Genomic DNA, 21,982 nt, shown 5'->3' with positions numbered 1-21,982 from the left:
CGAAAGCGGCTCCGGATCCCCGCCAAGACGGGAAAAGGCTCAACCGTCATCCGGATCGGATGCGGTCCTCTTCGCGCTTGGCGATCACCTCGAATTCGTCCCGCTCGACCGTACGAACCCGGCCGGCGTCATCAATGAAGGAACGTTGACATGGATGACTCTAGACAATCACATGTCTTGTGACAAGTACTTAGCGGAGCGGAATGACGTCTTCGTCCGGCTCGTCGCTGTCCCGGCGGCGTTTGCCCAGCTCGTCCGGGAAGACCCACTTCTTGAAACCCCAGAAACGGAAGAACATCGCCAGCAGCATGCCGATGATCGACCCGCTGGTGAAGTCCGCCAGTTCCTGGACGAAGCGCGTCACGTGCGGCACCTCGAGGTCGAAGATGTAGCGCGACGTGTACAGCGGGATCAGGTTGACCACCACGGCGATACCGCTGATCACGAAGAAGAGCGCCGCTTCGTGATGCCGTTCGCGGCCGCCGCGGGTCCGGAAGGACCACTCGCGGTTGAGGATGTAGGACACGATCGTCGCGACGATGATCGCGATGGCCTTCGCCGTGGTCGGCTTCGACTCCAGCACGCTGAGTTTCAGCAGGTACCAGACGCCGTTGTCGACCAGGAACGTCGTGCCGCCCACGATCGCGAACTTCAACAGCTCACGGTGCTTGATCAGCACGGATCGGAGCGGCTCGGGCGTCCTGGAAAGGACGGATTCGACCACGGTCACCGGATCAGTCTAATTCGCGTCGCCCGCCGAACGGGTCGGCAGGGGATGGACAGCGCGGTATATGGCGCTTTGGGTGATTCGGCGGCGATCGGTTCCGGCCGCGGTCTCTGGTCCGTGAAGGTTCCCGAATCGCCCACTCGCGACACCCGGCTGGCCGCCCGGTGGGCGCGGATCAGGCGGCGGAATCGTCGGGAATGTCGGAAATCTCCCGCCCGCCGCCCCGCAGCAGCCGCGGTCGCGCGTCCGCCTCCGGGAAGACCCACTTCTTGAACGACCACCAGCGGAACGCCGTGCCCAGCAGGGTGCCGATGATCACGCCACTGACGAAGTCGGCGACCTCTTGGGTCAGGAGCCCGACATACGGCTGCTCCAGCTTGAACACGTACCGAGAAACCAGCTGCGGAAGCGCGTTGAGGCCGAGCGCGATCGCGCTGAGCAGGAAGAAGAGCGCCGCTTCGTGTGCTCGCTCACGCCCGCCACGGGAGCGAAAGGACCATTCGCGATTCGCGACGTACGAGAAAACGGTCGCCACCAGGACCCCGATGATCAGCGCGGTCACCGGTTTGTCGGTCAGCACGGTGAACTTGAGCCCGTAGGTGATCGTCATCGTGATGACGAAGCTCGCGCCGCCGACCAGTACGAACCGCAGCAGTTCGCGATGCTTCCCCCACATGCGGGCGACGCTACTGGAAAATGCGGTCGACCACTCCGTTGGGCCGCGTGGACGGCTTGGTCTTGCCGGGCCGCGGCGGCGCGCTCGTGGTCGTGGTCGTCACCGGCAGGGCCGGCTCTTGCTGCGCAGGCTCCGACGACGTCACGGCCGGCGAAGGCTTCTTCGACGGAACAGGCCACCCTGGCCGCCCAGGCTTCGTCGTGTCGATGCCGGCCGGGGGCTTCGAAGTGACCGAAGGCAGCGAAGGCACCGTGGTCGACGGAAGCAGCGAGTTGTCGTCACACCCGTGATGCCAGCAGTCGAGGTAGACCTCGGCGGGCTTGGCCTTGGCAGTGCCGAGGGTGGCGTTCACCGTCACCGGGACATGCGCCGGCGGCCGGCCCTTCAGCGTCACCATCAGGTTCGCCCGGCGCCCCGGAGCCAGCGAGCCACGCGAAGTGCACGACGCACCTTCGCCGGTCGGAGTGCATCGGATACCGGAGAAGCTCGACGAGTGGAGAACGCGGTGATCGAGAGTGATCGTCACCGGCTTCGTCGATTCGCCGGTGTTCGTCACCTGGATGGTCATCCGCGGATTGGGGAACCAGGGGAACGAAGACGGCCAGACGCTTCGGGCACTCAGGGAGAGGCCGTCCACGGGCGCGGGCGGCGCCGGCACCTTGACCTTCACCTCGACCGACACCTTGATCTGCGCGCCCGCCGTCACCGAACCGGTGACCACGCTGCCGTCCACGGCCGTCGCGTCGGCGCGCAACCGGAAGGTCAGCACCGCGGTCTGTCCCGGTTCGAGGCCGGTGCCCGTCCGGCAGGTCACCGTGCCGGTGCCGCCGGGGCAGCTCACCGCGATCGGAGCGGGCGCCTGCTGACGGAATCCGGTGGCGCCCATCGCGCCACCGCCTCCGGCGTTGACGGCCCGCACGCCCTTCGGCAGATTCAGCGAGACCGCCACGGGTTCGGACTTCGATCCGCCGTCGTTGCGCACGGTGATCGGCAGATCGGCCGGTTCACCGGGCCTGAGCTGGACACCGCCGGGTGGGGTCGACGCCGTCATCACCGGAGGCACCGGGACCACCGGCGTGGGCGCGGGCGGCTCGGCGGGTGTCGGAGTCGGCGCGGGAGTGGGAGCGGGCGCCGGAGGCGGCACCTGCTGAGCGGGCGGCACCGGCTGCTGCGCCGGCGGCGGGGCGGCGGGCGGCGCCGGGGGCGGGTCGGCCGGTTTGGGAGCGGGCGCCACGGCGGGCGGCTGGACCGACGCGGCGGCCGGGATCTCCTGCGTGCCGCCACCGGCGGCGAGCGCCACCGCGACGGCGGCGACGATGGCCGCGCTCGATCCGGCCACTCCGGCGAATTGGCGCGGTCCGGCCGCGGCGGCACCGGCGGCGCCACCCGAACTCGACCCCGCGGCGGCGGCCGTCGCGGCCGCGGTGACCGCGCTCGCCTTGCCGGCCCCGGTCGTCGCCAGGTAACCGAGAGCCGCGCCACCGAGCACGATCGGCGCGATGATCCCGCGCAGACCGGTGTTGACGTCGGCCAGTTCCGCGGCCAGCGCGCGGCAGTTCTCGCATTCGTCCAGGTGGTTCTCCACCTGGGTCCGTTCGCGTTTGGACAAACCGTCCCGGGTCCAGGCGCCGAGCTTGTCCGCGCTCGCGCGGCAGCGTTCGGCGGAGTTCTCGGCCAGATGGACCTGCAGATAGGCCTGGCGCAGCCCTTCACGGGCGCGGTAGGCGAGGGCGGAAACACCGTTCGCGGTCAGGCCCAGCAGCGGCGCGACCTCGGCGGGCGTCTGCCCCTCGATCTCGGTGTGCCACAGCACCGCCTGCCACCGCTCGGGCAGCCGGGCGAACGCCTTCGCGGCGAGCGTGCGCTCGAGCCCGGCGACGGCGGTGTCGGAGAACGGGACCGTCAGCGCCTCGCCGACGGCACCGCCGACGTCGGACATGTCCTCGTTCAGGTCGACGCGTTTGTCCTTGCGCGTCTTGTCGTAGGCGGTGTGCCGGAGCGCGGTCAGCAGGTACGCGCGGAACGCGGCGTCGGGGCCTTTGCCGCCGCGCAGCGTGTCCAGCACTTTCGCGAAGGCTTCGGAAACGAGGTCGTCGGCCTCGGAACTCGAGCGGGCGAGCTGACGGGCGAGGTTGTGCGCCGCGCCGGCGTGGCGCTCGTACAGGGTTCCGTAAGACGCGATCTTCCCGTCACGCACCTCGGCGATCAGCTCGGCGTCACTCTTACCGGAGAGATCGGCGGGAACGGTGGACACGGGGCTCCTTCATCTGCTGGTTCGGCGGGTCTACTGTCTTAAACGCCCGAACACGCTCAGTGTGACGGACAGGGCGACGCACGTCACCTCGCGGCCCCTCCGATGACCCGGAGAGCGCAACACCTTCACCCGCCCTGGGTTACCGAAGAGTTCGGAAAGATCCTTGGAAAACGCCGTCACGCGCGGCGTGGAGCGGCGTCCCCACCGTGAAGCGATCGCAAGATCGAAAAGATCGGAACGGAAAGGGGCGGTGGGCAGTGGACGTACCGGCCACCGGTGCGCCGTCCGGGGGATCCGACGGGCAAGCCGCCTGGAACCGGTTCGAACGAGATCGCACGCTCCGCGCACTGCGGGCCCGCTGGCGGACGGCCAGCCTGGCCGCGGGCTGGCGTTTCCCGAGTGACTGGGGCCTCCCCGAGGTGGACGCCGTCTGCGCGGCGGTGATCAAGAACGGCCGGGTCGCGCCCGCCGAAATGGCGGAGACCGCCCTCGCGGGACTGGGCCGGGCACGGGCCGCCGCGGGAGCGGGACTCGCCGAAACGCTCGCGGACCTCGCGGCGTTGCACGCCGTACTCGCCGACCCGGACGCGGTGGACGGTTTCCTCGCGCCCGATGTCGACTCGACACCGTCGCGATTACTCCGGGTGACGGCGCTCGCCTGGGCGGACGTCGCGACCGATCAGCTGGTGAACACCGAGGTCACCGAACCCCTCACCGGGCTGCCCACGGCCGCTTACCTGAGGACCCGGCTGAGTGAGCTGTACCGCCAGGCCCGCCGTGACGAGCGGCCGGTCGCGGAGGCGCATACGCTGCTCGTGGTCTCGATGGACTTCAGCTCGGTCGCGGGCTGGCCCCGGCTGACCGGGATGATCCTGGTCGCGGACGCGCTCAAGCAGGTGTTCGACGGCGGGGAGAGCGTCGCCTCGATCGGGCCGTCCGTCGCGGGCGCTCTGGTGCCGAAGGACGTGCGGCTCGCTTCGTCCGGCGTCGCGCTGCGAAGGGCGCTTAACGACAGGCTTTCCGTGGACGCCCAGTTGCGTGACACCGGCCGCCCGCAGATTTCGGCGGTCCGCCTCCCGGCGACTTACGACCTCGCGTGTGATCTCCTCGGCACCCTCGCGCGCTCCTGACGCGGGGGTAGCGTAAGACGTTCTCCAGGTCACGGCCGACCCTGTCGACCAGGGACGACCCGGTTCATGATTTCCTGTTCGCGTGACCCGGACTGTTCCCGCCGACGCCAACGGCGACGTTTCGGCGAGCCGCCCGCAGCATCGACTGTCGCTGCGGAAGTCGCTCGCCCGCTTGTCCGTCCGGCCGAGATCGATCCTGATCCTGTCGGTGATCCCGCTGGTCGCGATCGGTTTCGGTATCTGGGGCTGGCAGCACGAATGGGTGCTGGGCGTGGACAGCGCGGTCTACCGCGCCGGCGCCGAGACGCTGCTGAACGGCGACCCGCTGTACGACGCGAACACACTTCCGGTGGAACCGTGGTGGGCGCTGCTGCCGTTCACCTACCCGCCGACCGCCGCACTGCTGTTCATTCCGCTCGCGATCGTCCCGACGCAGGTCGCCTGGGGGCTCCTGACCGCGGTCTCGCTGCTCGCGCTGGCGCTGTGCGTCCGGATCGCCATCGGCGCGCTGCCGAAGCCCTCGACCGACGCCCCCCGCTGGTGGGCCTCGCCCGCCCGGTCGACGATCGCGTTCTTCCTGGTCTTCCTCGGCCTCGAACCGGTGTGGCGCACGATCTTCCTCGGCCAGATCAACATCATCCTGATGGCGCTGGTGATGCTCGACATCCTGGTCATCGGGGCGAGGGGCAGCCGCTGGGGCGGCGTGCTCGTCGGCGTCGCGGCCGCCGTCAAGCTCACCCCGATCGTGTTCCTGGGGCATCTGTTCATCACCGGCCGCCGGATGGACGCCGTCCGCGGGCTCGTCACCTTCGTCGTGATGCAGGGCCTGATGTTCCTGATCATCCCGCACGACGCGGCCCGATACTGGACCTACACACTGCCCGACACCGGCCGTATCGGCCCGGTGCACTGGGCGGGCAACCAGTCGCTGAACGCGCTGATGAACCGCTTCACCGAGCTCGCGCCCTGGGCGTCGAAGGCGGCGATGGGGATCGGCGCCCTGCTCGCGATCCCGGCGATCTGGCTGGTGCTGCGCTTCCACCGCAAGGGCCAGGCGCTCGCCGCGATGCTGGTGACGGCGTTCTGGATCCTGCTGATCTCGCCGATCTCCTGGACCCATCACTGGGTGTGGGTGGCGCCGCTGGTCGTCCTGCTGGTCTCGCGGCTGCCGAAGACCACACCCGCCACCGCGTGGAGACGCTGGCTCGGCACCTTCGCCGTTTTCTTCGTCTTCATCAGCTGTGTGCTGTTGATCCTGCCGAACGGCCGCAACGTCGAGCTGCACTGGAAGGTGTGGCAGAACATCCTCGGCAGCGCGTACATCTTCATGCCGCTGGTGCTCGCGCTCGCGCTGGCCGGGCGCTGGTGGTACCTGCGCCGGAAGCAAGGCGCCGCGGATACCGAAAAACATGCTGAAGTCGCGTCCGGCGGCTGAGCCCCGCGTCGTCGGGGCCACGCTGGCGGGTGCGCTCGCACTGGCGATGCTCGCGCTCGGCATCGTCGCGTGGCTCGGCGAGTGGCACCTCGGCGCGGACAGCGCCGTTTACCGCGCAGGCGCTCTCACGCTGCTGAAGGGCGAGCCGCTCTACACCCGCGAGGCGCTGACGACCCTGCCGCCGTGGGTGCTGCTGCCGTTCACCTACACCCCGGCCGCGGCGCCGCTGTTCCTGCCGCTCGCGATCGTGCCCGCCGGGCTGACCTGGGGTGTGGTCGGCGCGCTCTCCGTGGTCTGCCTGAGCGTGGTGATCTCCGTGGTCGCCCGAGCCTGCAGCGCCCCGATCACCCGGTGGTGGGTGCTGCCGCTCGCCACGGCCGGTGCGCTGGTGCTGGAGCCGGCGTGGAAGACGATCTTCCTCGGGCAGATCAACCTCATCCTGATGGCGCTGATCGTCCTCGACGTCCTCGTGCTTTCCGCGCGCGGTTCGCGCTGGGCAGGGGTGCTGATCGGGATTTCGGCCGCGATCAAGCTGACGCCGCTGATCTTCGTGCCGCATCTGCTGTTCACCGGCCGCTGGAAGGACGCGCTGCGGGCGCTCGGCACGTTCGTCGCGCTCGAAGCGGTGATGTTCGCGGTGATCCCCGGCGACGCCGTCCGGTTCTGGACCGAATCGGCGACCGACCCCAGCCGGGTCGGCTCCGTGCACTGGATCTTCAACCAGTCACTCAACGGACTGGTGAACCGCGCCTCGGAACTCGCGTCGTGGTCACTGGCGGTGGCCATCGCCGTCGCCGCCGTCTTGGCCGTCCCCGCCGTCTGGCTGGTCGTGCGCCTGCACCGCCGCGGCGACCAGGTCGGCGCGCTGCTGGTGACCGCGTTCTACGGGCTGCTGCTCTCGCCGGTGTCCTGGTCACACCACTGGGTGTGGACGGTGCCGTTGCTCGTGCTGCTCGTGATCCGCCGATCGTGGGTTCCGGCCGCGGGCGTCGCGATGCTGTTCGCGAGCTGCCTGATCATGGTCGTGCCCAACGGCGGGGAGACCGAGTTCGGCTGGGGGCTGGGCTGGTCGCTGCTCGGGAACGTCTATGTCCTCACGGCTGCGATCGCCATCACAGGCCTGGCGGTGCGGGAGCTGCGACGCGGGTCCGCCCAGGTCGTGGCGGTGGCGGCCAAGTAATCTGCACCCTGTTATGGACAAACGAACCGGTCTTCCGATCGTGGGCATGGTGGGCGGCGGACAGCTGGCCAGGATGACCCACCAGGCGGCGATCTCCCTCGGCCAGTCCCTGCGCGTGCTGGCCGCCGGGGAGAACGAATCCGCCGGCCTCGTCGCGGGCGAGGTCGTGCACGGGCACCACACCGACCTCGAAGCGCTGCGCTCGTTCGCCGCCGGGGTCGACGTGCTGACGTTCGACCACGAACACGTTCCCGGCGAACATCTGCTCACGCTCGCGATGGAAGGCGTCACCATCCGGCCCGATCCGGCCGCGTTGTCGATGGCGCAGAACAAGCTCGTCATGCGCGAGATGATGGCCGGACTCGAGATCCCCGGCCCCGCCTTCGCCGAAGTGTCCTCTGTGGACGACGTGATCACCTTCGGCGAAAAGCACTCCTGGCCGGTGGTGCTCAAGGCGGCGCAGGGCGGCTACGACGGCCGCGGCGTCTGGATGCTCGACACCGCGCAGCACGCCCGCGAGACCGTCCCCGAACTGCTCGACGCCGGAACCCCGCTGCTGGTCGAGGAAAAGGTCGTCATGCGGCGCGAACTGTCCGCGCTCGTGGCCCGGTCGCCGTTCGGCCAGGGCGCGGCGTGGCCGGTGGTGGAAACCGTGCAGTCCGGCGGGATCAACACCGAGGTGCTCGCCCCGGCGCCGGGGCTGAGCGTCGAGCGCACGCAGGAGGCGCAGGATCTGGCGCTGCGGATCGCCGCGACGCTGAACGTGACCGGCCTGCTCGCCGTCGAGCTGTTCGAGACTGACGAAGGCCTGCTGGTCAACGAACTCGCCATGCGCCCGCACAACTCGGGACACTGGACCCAGGACGGCTCGAAGACTTCGCAGTTCGAGCAGCACCTGCGTGCCGTGCTCGACTACCCGCTCGGCGTGACCGACCTGATCGCCCCCGCCTGTGTGATGGCGAACGTCCTCGGCGCGCCCGAGGCCCCGGCGATGGGCCCGGACGAGCGGCTGCACCACCTGTTCGCGCGGTACCCGGACGTCCGCGTCCACCTGTACGGCAAGGGAGAGCGCCCCGGCCGCAAACTCGGCCACGTCAACCTCGTCGGCGAACGGATGGAAGAGCTGCGCGATCGCGCGCTGCTCGCCGCGCACTGGCTTTCCCACGCCGTCTGGCTCGACGGCTACAAAATTCACTAGGAGTAGGAAAATGGCGCCGCAGGTTGGCCTGATCATGGGCAGCGATTCGGACTGGCCGACGATGGAAGCGGCCGGGCAGGCGCTGGCCGAGTTCGGTGTCGAATACGAGGTCGGGGTCTACTCGGCGCACCGCACTCCGCAGCGGATGCTCGACTACGCGACTTCGGCCGCTTCGCGCGGTGTGCGCGTGATCATCGCGGGCGCCGGCGGTGCCGCGCACCTGCCGGGCATGGTCGCGTCGGCGACGGTGCTGCCGGTGATCGGCGTGCCGGTCCCGCTGAAGTACCTCGACGGCATGGACTCGCTGCTCTCGATCGTGCAGATGCCCGCGGGCGTCCCGGTCGCGACGGTTTCGGTCGGCGGGGCGCGCAACGCGGGCCTGCTCGCGGTGCGCATTCTCGCCGCGTCCGATGAGGACCTTCAGGCGAAGATGGCGCGGTTCCAGGCGGATCTGGAGCAGCTGGTGCTCGACAAGGACGCCGCTTTGCGCAAACGCGTCGAAGGCTGAATCTGCTCCGTTTCCTCCGATTCCTTGGAACCTGCTTGCGCGCGTATGCCGTCACAGTAAGGTGTCAGGCGGGCACTACCGGTCAGAATCGTCCGGTGGTGGAGGAGGGAGCACGATGTTTTGCTTTGTGATGCCGTCATGACGGCGCCGCATGGCCTGCGTGCCTTGCAGGCGAGAGCGGGAGCTCTGGATAGCCGGCTGGCAACCGCCCGGTACTTCGGTCGATCCGCCAATGAAGCAGTGACAGCGACGGTGACCGGCCATGGGCATCTGATCGACCTTCGTATCGAAGATGCGGCACTGACCAGCACCTGGGCTCAGAAGCTGGGAGTCAGCATTGTGGAGGCCGTGCAAGCGGCCAGGAACGGGGCAAGCGACGCATCGATTCCGGAGCTGAACGCGCTGTTCCACGGGCAGCACGCTGCTCGGATTGAGTTCACTCAGAACACGACTGTGCAGCCGCGTTCGGATCGGACCGTGACGTCGCACCGCAGGCCAGCCCGCGACGAAGCCGATCACGAGGTGAGCTTCGACGAGGTCGATTTCCTCTCGGACGACGAGGAGGATGATCACCGGTGAACACCTATGACAGGCTCTACAACCTGGCCAAAGAGATCGATGCTCGCGTCGCCGCCATAGAACGAGCCGCTGAGAACGGTCGCAAATTGCCGTTGGTCAGGAATATCGGTGCCGGGTTGGGGACGGTCACCGTGGCGGGTTCGGGCTCCTTGGTGTCGATCGAGCTGGATCGGGACGCAATGAGGACGCAGACGGGCGCCAGTCTGGCCGGTCACGTCCTTCAGGCAATCCGTGATGCGGAGAGTGCGGCCTCAACCAGACGGGACGCCATGATCACGGAGGCATCGGGGAGGCGAGAGAGTTGACCCTCTCCGATCCGCTCGGATCTAATGGCTCAGGCTACGAGGTCTACCCGGAGGCACTGCGTAAAGCGACCGAGGAGATTTATCACGCAGGCGGGATCCTGCGTGACTTCGCCGATCACGACTTGAGCGACTTGAGTCTCGGTTCGCACGACGTCGGAATGCTGGGTGATCGGGTGGGCATTGCTCGCTCCTTCGCCAAGATGATCACGGAAATGCAGGATAAAAGCAAGAGAAATTTCGACCGGCTTCTGGCGCTCGGTGAGGCTATGGACAAGGCGGCCGATTACTACGATGCTCAGGATGACGAGTATTTCAAGCGTTTGCGTGATCTTGAAAAGGGAGGGAAGTAAAGGTGTCTTCTGGGATTTCCGCTCCGCCGGAGTATCCACAGGGGGCGGATGCGAAGATTCGCGAATTCGCGAATCTTCCCTTTATCGGCCGTCCTGACATCCTTCAGCTGCTCGACGACGTTCGCGACAGGCTTCTCGGAAATCCTGCTCGGATAGATGAGATGGCCTTCCGGTTTGCCAAGAACAATGCTATGCGTGAAGCTCATGGCGACATGGGCGCCGCTGTGCAGTCCCTGGCGGGAACCTGGTCCGGGCGGGCCGCTGACCAGTTCACTGCATACGCGTCAAACGTGACCAATGCTCTGGAGAAGGAGCAAGAGGCGGTTGCCAGTGTGTCGGGCTTCCTGGTGGAAGTAAGGCAGATAGTGGTCGACACGTACGCTGCGGCCATTGAATTCCTGGGTGTTTGTGCCGGGCGGCTCGCGGCCATTGACGTGAAGGCATTGATCGCGGCGGCGGCTACCGTTGTGCCGGGTTTGAACGCGATAATGTGGTCTGATGTGATCGACACTATCGTTGAGGCATTAGGGACACTGGTTGAATCCTTTGTGAAGTTGATCGGGGATGCCGCGAAGCAGATGAGCGGGTTCGTCGGTGCTGCGGTTGGCTTCGAGCAGCTCGGTACGAATTTTGTCGAGCTTCCTGATCTGCCCACGAACACCGGAATGGACAATCAGAAGCAGTGGAAGATCGAACCCGATGCCGTACCGGAATAGGGGAAGCGTCGTGCGCGCTGTAGGACTTGCCGGTGTGCTCACCTTGTCGGCGGCACTCCTTGCGGGTTGTGGAAGCGGGAAGGTGCTCGACGAGCGGCCGGTGCCGGCGCGGACGGGTCCTGCGATCCCCGTCGCGCCAGTGCGGAACCCACTGCCCTTGGATTTCTTCAGGGCGAACCCTTGTGGCGTTCTCGATCAGCCGGAGGTCGCCGCGCTGATCGCAGATCCGCCGGACAAGGTGAAAGCGGAGCGGTACTCCGTCGGATACGACCGCGCCTGCAAGTGGGACCAGTTCCGCGCGGGCTCGTTGACAGTTGGGATCCCCCGGGCAGCCACTGGCAGTCTTGAGGAGCGGGTGGACCAGCACAAGCGAGATCCGTCGAAGTTCTCGCGGTGGCGTGAGTTGTCGATCAGCGGTCTTCCCGCGGTCGAACAGGTCGAGAACCCGGCGGTCTTCGAGTACAACGGCTCGACGCTCGAGGCTTGCACAGTCGAGGTCGGGGCCACGGACACCGAACTGCTGGAGTTCCGGTACTCCCAGGTCAGCGACGGCAAGTCCGAGTACTGGGGCGATGATCGGTGCGCGGCGGCGCTCAAGGCCGCGGAACTGGTGATCGGCAACCTTCGCGGCCGCTGATACGCATTTCGTCCCCTGGATGCGGTAGTTCGCCATCGAACCACCGCATCCAGAGGACGAAATGCGGGAGGATCAGTCGGCGAGTTGCTTCCGCAGCTCCCGTTTGAGCACTTTCCCGGCCGCCGAGACCGGGATCTGGTCGACGAAGTGGATCGCCCGCAGCCGCTTATACGGCAGAACGCGGGCGCCGACGGCCTCCAGGAGTTGCTCGGCGGTGACGTTCTCGTCGCTGCGCACCACGAACGCGACCGGTAGCTCGCCGACCTCGGTGTCCGGTTTGCCGACGACGGCCGCCGCGGCGACGCCGGGCAGGGTGATCAGCAGCTCTTCGAGTTCGCGCGGGAAGACGTTGTATCCCTTGTACAGCAGCATGTCCTTCTTGCGGTCCACAATGGACAAGTAGTCGTCCTCGTCGAGGATGCCGATGTCGCCGGTGTGCAGCCAGCCGTCGACGAGCACGGCCGCGTTCTCGTCCGGGCGGTTGCGATAGCCGGTCATCACCTGGGGGCCGCGCAGGCATACCTCGCCGCTTTCCCCGGCGGGCAAAGGATCTTCGCCGCCTTCGGCCGGGACGATCTTGATCTCGGTGTCGGGCAGCGGGAGGCCGACCGAGCCCACCTTCCGGGTGGCGGAGCGATACGACGGCGCGATGACGGCGCCCATGGTGACCTCGGTGAGCCCGTATCCCTCGGTGATGATCACTCCGGGGAAGCGTTTCTGCAGGGCGCGGATCATCTCGTGGTTCATCGGCGCCGCGCCGGACCCGATGGTCAGTACCGAAGACAGGTCGGCTGTGTGAAACTCGGGGCAGGCGAGCAAGGCGGCGAACAACGCCGGCGCCCCGCCGATCGTGGTGACCCGCAGCAGTTCGGCGTCGGCCACGTACGCGGCCGGGTCGAAGCGGTCGTGCAGGACGACGGTGCCGCCGTCGAGCAGCGGGACGTTGAGCGCGGCGATGGTGCCCATGGCGTGGAACCACGGAGTCAGGTTGAGGGCGACGCCGGTGCCGATCCGGGACGGCCATTCCTCCGGACCGCCGAGCTGCTCGACGATCACCTCGCCTGAAGCGTCGACAGCAGGGACCGCGCCCAGCCGCCAGCAGGAACTCTGGAGGCTGTTGACCACGACGTTCCGGTGCGGCAGGCACACGCCCTTCGAGCGTCCGGTGGTGCCGCCGGTGTACGCCAGATGGGCGAGATCGCGGTAGATGTCGATCTCGACGTCCGGCCGCTCGTCCGAGTGAGCGGAGTAGAACTCGGTGAACTCGACCTCGCCCTGTGCCAAGGCCTCGGGCGGGTGGACGACGATGCTCAGCCGGACCGATGTCCGGTCACGGACCGAAGCGAGGACACGGGCGACGGGGCCGACGGTGATGGCGGCGACCGCCCCGGCGTCGGCCAGCTGGAAGGCGAGGTCGTCGGGCGGGAGCAGCGGATTCGCCGGGCTGAAGGTGGCCCCGGCGAGCAGCGTCCCGTAGTACGCGACCGGGTACGCCAGGCAGTTCGGTAAGTGGAGCGCGACGACGTCGCCCCGCCCGACGCCCTCGGCGCGCAGGGCGTTCGCGAAGCGGCAGGCCGCGCTGTACGTCTCGGCGAAGGTGAGGCTCTGGTCTCCGTGGGCGAAGGCCGTGCGGGCGCCCCAGCGGGTAGCGGCGCCCGCGAGCACCGAGCCGACCGGGACCTCGGGATAGTCGAGCGACCGGGGGAACGGGGTGAGCTCCATCACTCGAACGTACGGACTTTGCGGTCAAAGACACAAGCGCTCGCGATGTCGCACGATGTGAACGAGCGCTAACATCGGTCAAACTCCCAAACGCGGTTAGAAGAGGTGACGAAGGTGTCTGACGGCCCGGGTCTGTACCAGCTTGCCGAAGAGCACGAGGAGCTGCGGGCCGCGGTGCGTGCCCTCGCCGAGAAGGAGATCGAGCCCTACGCTGCCGAGGTCGACGAGGACGAGCGTTACCCGATCGAGGCGTACAACGCGCTGGTCAAGTCGGGTTTCAACGCCGTCCACATCGACGAGGCCTACGACGGCCAGGGCGCGGACGCCATCGCCGCCTGCATCGTGATCGAGGAGGTCGCGCGGGTCGACGCGTCGGCGTCGTTGATCCCGGCGGTGAACAAGCTGGGCACGGTGCCGATCATTCTTTCGGCGTCGGAAGACCTCAAGAAGCTGGTGCTGCCGTCGATCGCCTCCGGTGAAGCCTCGGCGTCGTACGCGCTTTCGGAGCGCGAAGCCGGCTCGGACACCGCCTCGATGCGCACCCGCGCGAAGCTCGACGGTGACCACTGGGTGCTGAACGGCACCAAGTGCTGGATCACCAACGCGGGTGAATCGTCCTGGTACACCGTGATGGCGGTGACCGACCCCAACGCCGAGAAGAAGGCCAACGGCATCTCCGCGTTCGTCGTGCACAAGGACGACCCCGGCTTCACCGTCGGATCGAAGGAGCGGAAGCTCGGCATCAAGGGCTCGCCGACCCGCGAGATCCACTTCGAGAACTGCACCATCCCGGCCGACCGCATCATCGGCGAGCCCGGCACCGGTCTGAAGACCGCGCTGCGCACCCTCGACCACACCCGCCCGACCATCGGCGCGCAGGCACTGGGCATCGCGCAGGGCGCGCTCGACGCGTCGATCGCGTACGTCAAGGAGCGCAAGCAGTTCGGCAAGTCGATCTCGGAGTTCCAGGGCGTCCAGTTCATGCTGGCCGACATGGGCATCAAGATCGAAGCCGCCCGGAACCTCGTCTACGCCTCCGCCGCGGCGACCGAGCGCGGCGACAAGCGCGGCGGCTACATGGCCGCGGCCGCGAAGGCGTACGCGTCGGACATCGCGATGTCGGTGACGACGGACGCCGTGCAGCTCTTCGGTGGCGCGGGCTACACGCGCGACTTCCCGGTGGAGCGCATGATGCGCGACGCGAAGATCACCCAGATCTACGAAGGCACTAACCAGATCCAGCGCATGGTCATGGCGCGCGCCCTGCTCAAGGGCTGACGTCTCGAATACATGAAGGCCCCCTGACGCAAGGAAGGGGGCCTTCATGTATTTCAAGGGCTCGCATTCAGGTGACGAAATGCGCAGGTGAGATGGCCCTTCGGTGAGATGCTTCACGGAAGTGCGGCGATCATGGACCGCCGGTGTCACTCTCGAAAGATGTTCTGGTTCGCACCGGTGTCGTGGACACCGCACGACGAGGCCGAGCTGATCGCCGGCTGGCGGTTGTGGCTCGAACTCGGGGATCGCATGTGGCCGACGGCCGCGTGGGACGGGACGGCGGCCGACGTCGTCAAGCCGCTGCGTGAGCTGGTCGCGGCTTGCGACGAGATCGAGACGGGCTACCGCGAGGCCGTCGACGAGCCGTCGGAGGGGTTCATCCGGATCATCCAGTTCCTCGTGTGGACCGTCAGCACGGTGATCGAGCTGTGGGCCGACGACGAGGTCCCGCTCGACGCCGAGCGCATAGCGTTGCTGCATGCCGATCTGGCCGGGTTCGCGGAGCAGGCCGAGCGGGTGCTCGAGGTGCTGGCCGTCAGCGGGGGCTGGACGGGTCTGGCCGCGGAGCACCGGCGGACGGGTCGCTGAGCGACACCGGTTTCTCGACCCACGCGAACCGTGAACCCGCCAGGTGCTCGGTCAGCGGACGGTCCAGCGAGAGCAGGGTCACCGGGGTGCCGTACGGGTCTTCGCCGGGTGCGATCTCGTAGCCGACCTCGACCACAGACTCTTCCTGCTCGTCGGATTCGACGTCGTGCCGGGTGACACCGTTGTCGATCGACCACGTGCCCTCGAGGGTGCGATGGAATTTCAAGACCAGTTCGCCCGGGGTCGCCCAGGTGAAGCGGGACACCGCGAACTCAGTGCTCCAGCTCGACCAGTACAGCCATCCGGAGCCGCCGCGGCGGAACACCAGGTCGACGGTCTCGGTGCTGCCCGGATGCAGGATTTCATCCGACCACAGGCCGGTCAGCCGTTCGTCCGTCACGGACGCGAGTCTGCCGTACAGGCTTCCTGTCGGGTACCTGTCGATCACGCTCCGGAGGTGCCATTGGAGCCGTCCGGTGCCCTACCGTGATCCGGGTAAGTTGAATATTCACCGACCAGAAAGCTGATACCCGATGTTCGCTCGTTTCAAGGATGTCGCCCTCCTGCTCGGCCGGATCGGTGTCGGTGTGGTCTTCCTCGCACACGGCCTGCAGAAGTGGGAAAACGGGATCGACGGCACCGCGAAGTTCTTCGAGCAGGCCGGAATCCCGCTGCCGACGCTCGCGGCGATCTTCGCGATCGCGGTGGAGATCGTGGGTGCGATCTTGTTCATCGTCGGTTTCCTGACGCCGCTGGTGGGCCTCGGCTTCGTCGTGGTCTCCGTCGGTGCTCTGCTCTCGGTGCACCTCGACAACGGCCTCACCGGCCAGGGCGGTTACGAACTCGTCCTCGTCCTGGCGGTCGCCGGGCTCGCGCTCGGCTTCAACGCCGGCAAGCTGTCGCTCGACCACGCGCTCTTCGGGCGCAAGCGTGAGGCGAAGCAGCTCCAGGACGCCTGACCTCGGCTGCGATGAAGGGGCCTTTCCTGGCAAAAATCGCCAGGAAAGGCCCCTTCGTGGCAGTTCAGGAGGGGAGATCCGCCGTCGTCCGCTCGGCTTCGCGCCGGGAAGCGAGATTGGCCGGATCCGCGTCGGTGACCTGGACCAGATGCGCACCCGCCGCCAGCGGCGTCAGGAATCCCGCGAGAATCCCTTCCTCACCCGTCCACTCCACAGTGGACAGAACCCGGTCTTCGGCGGACAGGCCAAGACCGGTGGCACGCGCGCGGGCTTCGGCGAGGACTTCGTCCACAGTGGACGAGCCCAGTGCCGGAGTGTCGCCGGGCACGGGGAACAGCGGGCTGAACTGGTCACCCGAAAGCCGGGCTTCGGTCAGGTAGTCCAGCGCACCGTCCGGCACGGAACCGGCGGGCAGCCCGAGACCCATCGGGTGCAGCGAGACGACGGCCGTGGCGGCCGCGTCGGACGCGCCGCCCGGCGCGACGAACGCCACCCGCGCGCCCGCGGTCTCCGTCACCACCCTGGCGCCGCACCACCACGCGCCCAGCAGGACACCGGCGGTCTGCCAATGCGACGGCAGCACCACGGCGACCTCGTCCCCGGGTTCGACGTCGAACTCTTCGACCAGCCAGTTCGCCGTCTTGGCCGCCCAGTTCACCGTGGTCACCACGGACAGTTCGACCCGGCTGCCCTGCTTGTCGTCGTAGTGCGTGATCAGCGGTTTCGCGGGCGACCCGAGCACGGGCCGCAGCAGCAATTCGGTGAGGCTCACACCACGACGTTAGTTCACGCAGGGAACGCTCGACGCGGCGAGCACCGGAGCCGCGCCGGGAGCGCCGCCACCGCCGCCCCGGCCCGCCAGGCCGGAGATGAAGCTTCGCACGGCGGCGACATCGATCTCGACGATGCTCTGGCCGTCCGCGCTGCGGCCGTTGATGTTCACCACCGGGATGGTCGTGAACGTCAGATCGCCCGACGCGATCCCCTTCGCCTGCTGCGCGAACTCCAGCAGGTCCAGTCCTTCGTCGAGGACGATCGACCGGCGCACGACGTCCATCAGGCCCGACATCGTCGACGGGCTGGTCAGCGTCCCGGCCGAAAGCACCTGGTTCAGCGCCGAGGACAGGAACGTCTGCTGCCGCACGATGCGGTCGAGGTCGCCACGCGGCAGGTTCTTCCGCTGCCGCACGAAGGAAAGCGCCTCGCCGCCCGACACGGTCTGTACGCCGCGCCGGAAGTTCGCGCCCGAGTCCTTGTCCTCGGTCGCGTGATTCAGGCAGACCTTGACGCCGCCCAGCGCCTCGGTCAGCAGGTAGAACCCGAGCAGGTTGACCTCGGCGTAGTGGTCGATGCGGATCTGCGTCAGTTCCTGAACGGTCTGGACCAGTGCCTTGCGGCCTTCCTGATCGGAATCGCGTTCGAGTTTCGCCTGATCGGTTTCACCCCGATGGGCGTTCGCGTAGTTGGTCTTCGCGACGCCGTAGGCCGAATTGATCTTGTTCGGGCCGCGGCCGGGGATGTCGGTCCAGGTGTCGCGCGGGATCGAGACGCCGGACGGTTTCCCGCCGTTCTTCGGGATGCGCAGGATGATGATGGTGTCGGTGCTGACGCCGGGCTTCTCCTCGGTGCGCAGCTGCTTGAGCACGCGGAGTGGCAGCGGATTGCCCTGCGCGTCGGTCCGCGCGTCGCTGCCGACCAGGAGGATGTCGGTCGCGCCGTCGTCGGCGGGCGGCGCGGCGGGATCGTCGGGCTTGCTCAAGGCGTTCGTCGTGGGGACGTTGTTCTGCAGCTGGTCCTTGGTGACGTACGCGTAGCCCGTCGTGCCGAGGGCGAGCAGGGACACGAGGCCGAGCGCGATCCGCCGGGTGATCCGGCCGGCGCGGCGCAGCGGGCGCTCGGGCACGTCGAGCACACCCGAAATCGGTTCGTCTTCGTCCTCGGCCGGGGCCGATGGCTGCGGAAGCGGCGGATTCCGCGGGTACGGCGTCGGGACGAGCTTTTCGTCACTCTCGGTGTCCGAATTGCCGTCCTTTTCGGACTTCGGCTCTTCGGCGTCCAAGTGCTCAGAACGTTCGTTGACGCTCTTGTCCTCGTCGCTCATCCCTGATCACCTCCCCTGGCGCGGTAGCCGGTCCGATCGTAGGAGAAGGCTAAGCCACCGTGAGGGCGGCCACGCTGAGTACCCGGAATTAATTGACGCAGGGCACATTGCCCGCGACGATCGGCTTCGTGGTGGGCGCCGCCGGAGCGCTGGAGGGCGGCTGAGCCGGCTTCGAGGGCTCCGACGTTTTCGCCGGGGGCGTGGCCGCGCCCTTGAAGTCCTTGCCGAGCAGGACCCGCACTTTGCCGGGCGCGACGTCACGGTCCGCCTCGGCCTGCACCGCGGTGCCGAAGACCTGCTTGATCAGGGCCAGCGCGGCGTCGTCGCCCGGCGCGTGCCGGACGACCGTCGAGTTCCGGGTGCTGAGCTTGGTGTCGGCCGCGAGTTTGAAACCCTTGCCTTGCAAGAGGTTCCGGGTTTCGATGGCCGCCGTGGGCGAACCGGTCCCGTCGAAGAGTTCGACGGTCACCGCTGCCGCGCCCGGCAGGGTGGCCGGAGTCTCGGGGGGCGCGGTCTCCCCGTCGGCGGTCAGTCGGGCGACCTCGGCCTGCACCTGCGCCGGGTCCACGCGGAGCACGGCGGCGCCGCCGATGGTCGCGTCGCCCTGGGTCGGGATGGTGTGGAACTCGACGTTGCCGCTGGTCAGCCCGCGCATCTGCGCGGCGAACTCCGGCAGATCCCAGCCTGCCGACAGCACGACCGACTTCTTCACGGCTTCGATCAGGTCCGCGATCTTCGCCGGGTTGGCCAGGACGTCCGACGAGAGCACCTTGTTCGCCAGCCCGGACAGGAAGGCCTGCTGCCGGGCGATCCGGTCGAGGTCGCCGTTCTGCAGGTCGTAACGCTGGCGGACGAACGCGAGCGCCTGGACACCCTCGACGGTCGACTTCCCGGCGGGCAGGTCCACGCCGGACTTCTTCTCCTTGACCGCGTTGTTGAGGCAGACCTCGACGCCGCCGATCGCCTTGGTGATCTCGTAGAAGCTCGACAGGTTCACCTCGGCGTACCGGTCGATCATCTTCGGCTTGCCGATGAACTTCTCCAGCGTCGCGATCAGGTTCTTGCGGCTGGCGTCCTTGGCCTTGGCGTCGACGTCCTTGAGGTCGGTGTTGCCCTGCTGCTGCAGCGTCTTCGACGTGTCGTTGTAGGCGTACACGTACGCGCTGTTGAGCTTGTGCTTGCCGAAACCGCCGGTGATCTCGACCCACGAGTCACGGGGGAAGGAGATCGCGACCGCCTTCTTACCGTTCTGGGGGATGTGCACCAGGATCATCGTGTCGGTCTGGCGCTCGCCGTCCGAAACACCGGCGTGCAGCATGTCGAGGACCTCGCGCGGCAGCGGGTTGCCCTGCGCGTCGGTACGGCTGTCCTGGCCGACCAGCAGGATGTCGATCGCGCCGTCCAGCGGTTTCGCCGGTGGGTGGCCGTTGTCCTCGAAGATGTTCGTGGTCGCGAAGCCCTGGGACGGGTCGCCGATGAACTGCCAGCCCCACCAGGTCATGGCCAGGATCGTGATCGAGACCAGGCTGAACACGACCTTCACGCCACGGCGGGCGAACACCACGACGCCGCCGCCACGGCGCGCCGGAATGGGTGGCCCGGGCCACTCGGTCACGTGCGGTCCTCCACGAATCTCCCCAGGGCACACGCGTGCCTCGAACCTGACTCTACTGAGTCTCGTGTTAGACGTCCGTAGGCTGGTGAAAGGTTGCCCCGGTCGTGACACACTCGGCCGGTCAGGAAGTAGCAGAGGGAGGATCGCGGCATGCGAGTGCTGGTCACCGGTGGCGCCGGCTTCATCGGTTCGCATTACGTCCGGCAGGTGCTGACGGGTGCGTACCCGAGCTTGGCCGACGCCGAGCTGATCGTGCTCGACAAGCTGACCTACGCGGGCAACGAGGCGAACCTGGAGCTCGTGCGCGAGAACCCGCGCTACCGGTTCGAAAAGGGTGACATCTGTGACGCCGCCCTGGTCGGTGAGCTGATGCGGGGGATCGACCTGGTCGTGCATTTCGCCGCCGAGTCCCATGTGGACCGTTCGATCGCCGGCGCGGCCGACTTCGTGCTGACGAACGTGCTCGGCACCCAGACCCTGTTGCAGGCCGCGCTCGAGGCGCAGGTCGGGAAGTTCGTCCACGTGTCCACCGACGAGGTCTACGGCTCGATCGACAAGGGCTCCTGGGACGAGGACCACGTGCTGGAGCCGAATTCGCCGTACTCGGCGTCGAAGGCGTCCTCGGATCTGCTGGCCCGTTCGTTCTTCCGCACGCACGGATTGCCCGTCTGTGTCACGAGGTGCTCGAACAACTACGGTCCGTACCAGTTTCCGGAGAAGGTCATCCCGCTCTTCGTGACCAACCTGCTCGACGGCAAGAAGGTGCCGCTCTACGGCGACGGGCTCAACGTGCGTGACTGGCTGCACGTGGACGATCACTGCAACGGCATCCAGCTGGTCGCCGACGGTGGCAGGCCGGGCGAGGTCTACAACATCGGCGGCGGAACGGAACTGACCAACCGCGAGCTGACCGAGCGGCTCCTGGACGCCGTCGGCGCCGGCTGGGACAGTGTCGAGCCGGTCGTGGACCGCAAGGGACACGACCGCCGGTATTCGGTCGACATCACCAAGATCTCGCGGGAGCTCGGTTACGCGCCGCGCAAGTCCTTTGAGGACGGTCTGGCCGACACGGTCGCCTGGTACAGCGGGAATCGGTCCTGGTGGGAGCCGCTGAAGAAGCGTGCGGGGGAGTGAAGAAGTGCTGAGCATCCTCGTACCGGGCGGATCCGGGCAGCTGGGACGGGACCTCGCGGCGCTCGCCGTGGGCTCCATCGACGCCACGTCCCCGTCGTCGTCGGAGCTGGACGTGCGCGACGCCGGCCAGGTCGTCGCCGCGGTGACCGAGCTGGCCGCCCGGGCGCGGGCGGCGGGGACGTCGCCGGTGGTGATCAACGCGGCGGCCTACACCGCGGTGGACGCGGCGGAAACCGATGAGGAACGGGCGTTCGCGGTGAACGCCGACGGCCCCCGGGTGCTCGCCGCGGCGTGCTCGTCGCGCGGGGTGCCGCTCATCCACGTGTCCACGGACTACGTGTTCGCGGGTGACGCGACTTCGCCGTACGAGACCGATGACCTGCTGGGCCCGCTCAACGCCTACGGCCGGACGAAGGCGGCCGGGGAGGACGCGCTGCTCGGTTCGGGTGCCCGTTCGTGGATCGTGCGGACGTCCTGGGTGTACGGCAAAACCGGGTCGAACTTCGTGGAGACCATGGCGCGGCTGGAAAAGGAGCGCGACGAACTGTCCGTAGTGGACGATCAGACCGGTTCGCCGACCTGGTCACGCGACCTCGCCGCGGGCCTGATCGAGCTGGCGGGCCGGGTCGCCGCCGGTGAAGGGCCGACGCAACGGGTGCTGCACTGCACGGGCGGCGGGTCGACGACGTGGTGCGGTTTCGCGAAGGCGATCTTCGCGGAGCTGGGCGCGGATCCGGCGCGCGTGAAGCCTTGCACGACGGCGGAGTTCCCCCGTCCGGCGGCGCGCCCGGCGTACGGGGTGCTGTCGAACGCGTCCTGGCGCGAGGCGGGTCTTACGCCGCTTCGGGGCTGGCCTGACGCCCTGAAGGCCTACTTCGCTTCCTGAACCC

At 67.8% G+C, this 21,982-nt stretch carries 23 protein-coding genes; 15 read left to right on the top strand and 8 right to left on the bottom strand.

Features of this window, described 5'->3' with window-relative positions:
- Window positions 1-190: 190 nt before the first annotated feature.
- The 3 genes from BLW75_RS19015 to BLW75_RS19005 all read right to left on the bottom strand — a co-directional run bounded on the left by BLW75_RS19015 (window position 191) and on the right by BLW75_RS19005 (window position 3,657).
- Window positions 191-730 (bottom strand): GtrA family protein, encoded by a 540-nt coding sequence (locus BLW75_RS19015; RefSeq protein WP_034304834.1) that lies wholly within the window; start codon window positions 728-730, stop codon window positions 191-193.
- 172 nt (window positions 731-902) lie between these two features.
- A complete protein-coding gene (locus tag BLW75_RS19010) occupies window positions 903-1,403 on the bottom strand; it encodes a GtrA family protein (RefSeq protein ID WP_034304837.1) in 501 nt (166 codons plus the stop codon).
- 10 nt (window positions 1,404-1,413) lie between these two features.
- Window positions 1,414-3,657, bottom strand: a complete 2,244-nt coding sequence (locus BLW75_RS19005) for a sigma-70 family RNA polymerase sigma factor (RefSeq protein ID WP_034304839.1) — start codon at window positions 3,655-3,657, stop codon at window positions 1,414-1,416.
- A 257-nt stretch (window positions 3,658-3,914) separates the two neighbouring features.
- Here BLW75_RS19005 and BLW75_RS19000 point away from each other — a divergent pair, with 257 nt between their 5' ends.
- From BLW75_RS19000 to BLW75_RS18955, 10 genes are all read left to right on the top strand, one after another.
- On the top strand, window positions 3,915-4,787 hold the full coding sequence (locus BLW75_RS19000) for a nucleotidyl cyclase domain-containing protein (RefSeq protein WP_034304841.1): 873 nt from the start codon (window positions 3,915-3,917) through the stop codon (window positions 4,785-4,787).
- A gap of 82 nt (window positions 4,788-4,869) precedes the next feature.
- Window positions 4,870-6,222 (top strand): glycosyltransferase 87 family protein, encoded by a 1,353-nt coding sequence (locus tag BLW75_RS18995; protein WP_034304844.1) that lies wholly within the window; start codon window positions 4,870-4,872, stop codon window positions 6,220-6,222.
- Window positions 6,197-7,402, top strand: a complete 1,206-nt coding sequence (locus tag BLW75_RS18990; RefSeq protein ID WP_034305077.1) for a glycosyltransferase 87 family protein — start codon at window positions 6,197-6,199, stop codon at window positions 7,400-7,402. Before BLW75_RS18995 ends, BLW75_RS18990 begins: the two co-directional genes overlap by 26 nt.
- Before the next feature lie 13 nt (window positions 7,403-7,415).
- The gene (locus BLW75_RS18985) at window positions 7,416-8,600 is read left to right on the top strand and encodes a 5-(carboxyamino)imidazole ribonucleotide synthase (RefSeq protein ID WP_034304846.1); all 1,185 of its coding nucleotides are present in this window, start codon (window positions 7,416-7,418) and stop codon (window positions 8,598-8,600) included.
- A gap of 10 nt (window positions 8,601-8,610) precedes the next feature.
- Entirely contained in the window at window positions 8,611-9,108 is a 498-nt protein-coding gene (purE, locus tag BLW75_RS18980; RefSeq protein WP_034304848.1) for a 5-(carboxyamino)imidazole ribonucleotide mutase, read from the top strand.
- Window positions 9,109-9,246: 138 nt separating this feature from the next.
- Entirely contained in the window at window positions 9,247-9,687 is a 441-nt protein-coding gene (locus BLW75_RS18975) for a YbaB/EbfC family nucleoid-associated protein (RefSeq protein ID WP_091597851.1), read from the top strand.
- Window positions 9,684-9,992 (top strand): YbaB/EbfC family nucleoid-associated protein, encoded by a 309-nt coding sequence (locus BLW75_RS18970; protein ID WP_034304852.1) that lies wholly within the window; start codon window positions 9,684-9,686, stop codon window positions 9,990-9,992. The genes BLW75_RS18975 and BLW75_RS18970 overlap by 4 nt, the downstream gene beginning before the upstream one ends.
- Complete coding sequence (locus BLW75_RS18965; RefSeq protein WP_034304855.1) at window positions 9,989-10,342, top strand: hypothetical protein; 354 nt, start codon at window positions 9,989-9,991, stop codon at window positions 10,340-10,342. The genes BLW75_RS18970 and BLW75_RS18965 overlap by 4 nt, the downstream gene beginning before the upstream one ends.
- Before the next feature lie 2 nt (window positions 10,343-10,344).
- Complete coding sequence (locus BLW75_RS18960; protein WP_034304858.1) at window positions 10,345-11,058, top strand: WXG100 family type VII secretion target; 714 nt, start codon at window positions 10,345-10,347, stop codon at window positions 11,056-11,058.
- Window positions 11,059-11,068: 10 nt separating this feature from the next.
- Window positions 11,069-11,695: a DUF3558 domain-containing protein gene (locus tag BLW75_RS18955; protein ID WP_158005343.1), complete on the top strand. Its 627-nt coding sequence runs from the start codon at window positions 11,069-11,071 to the stop codon at window positions 11,693-11,695.
- 72 nt (window positions 11,696-11,767) lie between these two features.
- Here BLW75_RS18955 and BLW75_RS18950 read toward each other — a convergent pair whose 3' ends face one another.
- Complete coding sequence (locus tag BLW75_RS18950) at window positions 11,768-13,417, bottom strand: class I adenylate-forming enzyme family protein (protein ID WP_034304862.1); 1,650 nt, start codon at window positions 13,415-13,417, stop codon at window positions 11,768-11,770.
- Between the two features lie 105 nt (window positions 13,418-13,522).
- Between BLW75_RS18950 and BLW75_RS18945 the strand changes: the two genes are divergently transcribed.
- Window positions 13,523-14,695, top strand: a complete 1,173-nt coding sequence (locus tag BLW75_RS18945; RefSeq protein ID WP_185927251.1) for an acyl-CoA dehydrogenase family protein — start codon at window positions 13,523-13,525, stop codon at window positions 14,693-14,695.
- Between the two features lie 159 nt (window positions 14,696-14,854).
- Window positions 14,855-15,283 (top strand): hypothetical protein, encoded by a 429-nt coding sequence (locus tag BLW75_RS18940; RefSeq protein ID WP_034304864.1) that lies wholly within the window; start codon window positions 14,855-14,857, stop codon window positions 15,281-15,283.
- Here BLW75_RS18940 and BLW75_RS18935 read toward each other — a convergent pair.
- A complete protein-coding gene (locus BLW75_RS18935; RefSeq protein ID WP_034304866.1) occupies window positions 15,231-15,683 on the bottom strand; it encodes a hypothetical protein in 453 nt (150 codons plus the stop codon). The genes BLW75_RS18940 and BLW75_RS18935 overlap by 53 nt on opposite strands.
- Before the next feature lie 133 nt (window positions 15,684-15,816).
- Between BLW75_RS18935 and BLW75_RS18930 the strand changes: the two genes are divergently transcribed.
- Window positions 15,817-16,242, top strand: a complete 426-nt coding sequence (locus tag BLW75_RS18930) for a DoxX family protein (RefSeq protein WP_034304869.1) — start codon at window positions 15,817-15,819, stop codon at window positions 16,240-16,242.
- Window positions 16,243-16,306: 64 nt separating this feature from the next.
- Here the strand turns inward: BLW75_RS18930 and BLW75_RS18925 are convergent, their stop codons facing one another.
- From BLW75_RS18925 to BLW75_RS18915, 3 genes are all read right to left on the bottom strand, one after another.
- Window positions 16,307-17,014 (bottom strand): TIGR03089 family protein, encoded by a 708-nt coding sequence (locus BLW75_RS18925; protein WP_034304872.1) that lies wholly within the window; start codon window positions 17,012-17,014, stop codon window positions 16,307-16,309.
- A 9-nt stretch (window positions 17,015-17,023) separates the two neighbouring features.
- The gene (locus tag BLW75_RS18920) at window positions 17,024-18,343 is read right to left on the bottom strand and encodes an LCP family protein (RefSeq protein ID WP_034304874.1); all 1,320 of its coding nucleotides are present in this window, start codon (window positions 18,341-18,343) and stop codon (window positions 17,024-17,026) included.
- 88 nt (window positions 18,344-18,431) lie between these two features.
- Window positions 18,432-19,958 (bottom strand): LCP family protein, encoded by a 1,527-nt coding sequence (locus tag BLW75_RS18915; protein WP_034304876.1) that lies wholly within the window; start codon window positions 19,956-19,958, stop codon window positions 18,432-18,434.
- A 150-nt stretch (window positions 19,959-20,108) separates the two neighbouring features.
- Here BLW75_RS18915 and rfbB point away from each other — a divergent pair, with 150 nt between their 5' ends.
- Both rfbB and rfbD read left to right on the top strand, forming a co-directional pair.
- Window positions 20,109-21,092 (top strand): dTDP-glucose 4,6-dehydratase, encoded by a 984-nt coding sequence (gene rfbB, locus BLW75_RS18910; RefSeq protein ID WP_034304878.1) that lies wholly within the window; start codon window positions 20,109-20,111, stop codon window positions 21,090-21,092.
- Window positions 21,093-21,096: 4 nt separating this feature from the next.
- The gene (rfbD, locus tag BLW75_RS18905) at window positions 21,097-21,978 is read left to right on the top strand and encodes a dTDP-4-dehydrorhamnose reductase (protein WP_034305084.1); all 882 of its coding nucleotides are present in this window, start codon (window positions 21,097-21,099) and stop codon (window positions 21,976-21,978) included.
- The last annotated feature ends 4 nt before the right edge of the window (window positions 21,979-21,982 follow it).

The organism is Amycolatopsis lurida (genome assembly GCF_900105055.1).
GTDB lineage: Bacteria > Actinomycetota > Actinomycetes > Mycobacteriales > Pseudonocardiaceae > Amycolatopsis > Amycolatopsis lurida.
This window is presented reverse-complemented; position numbering and strand designations above follow the sequence as displayed.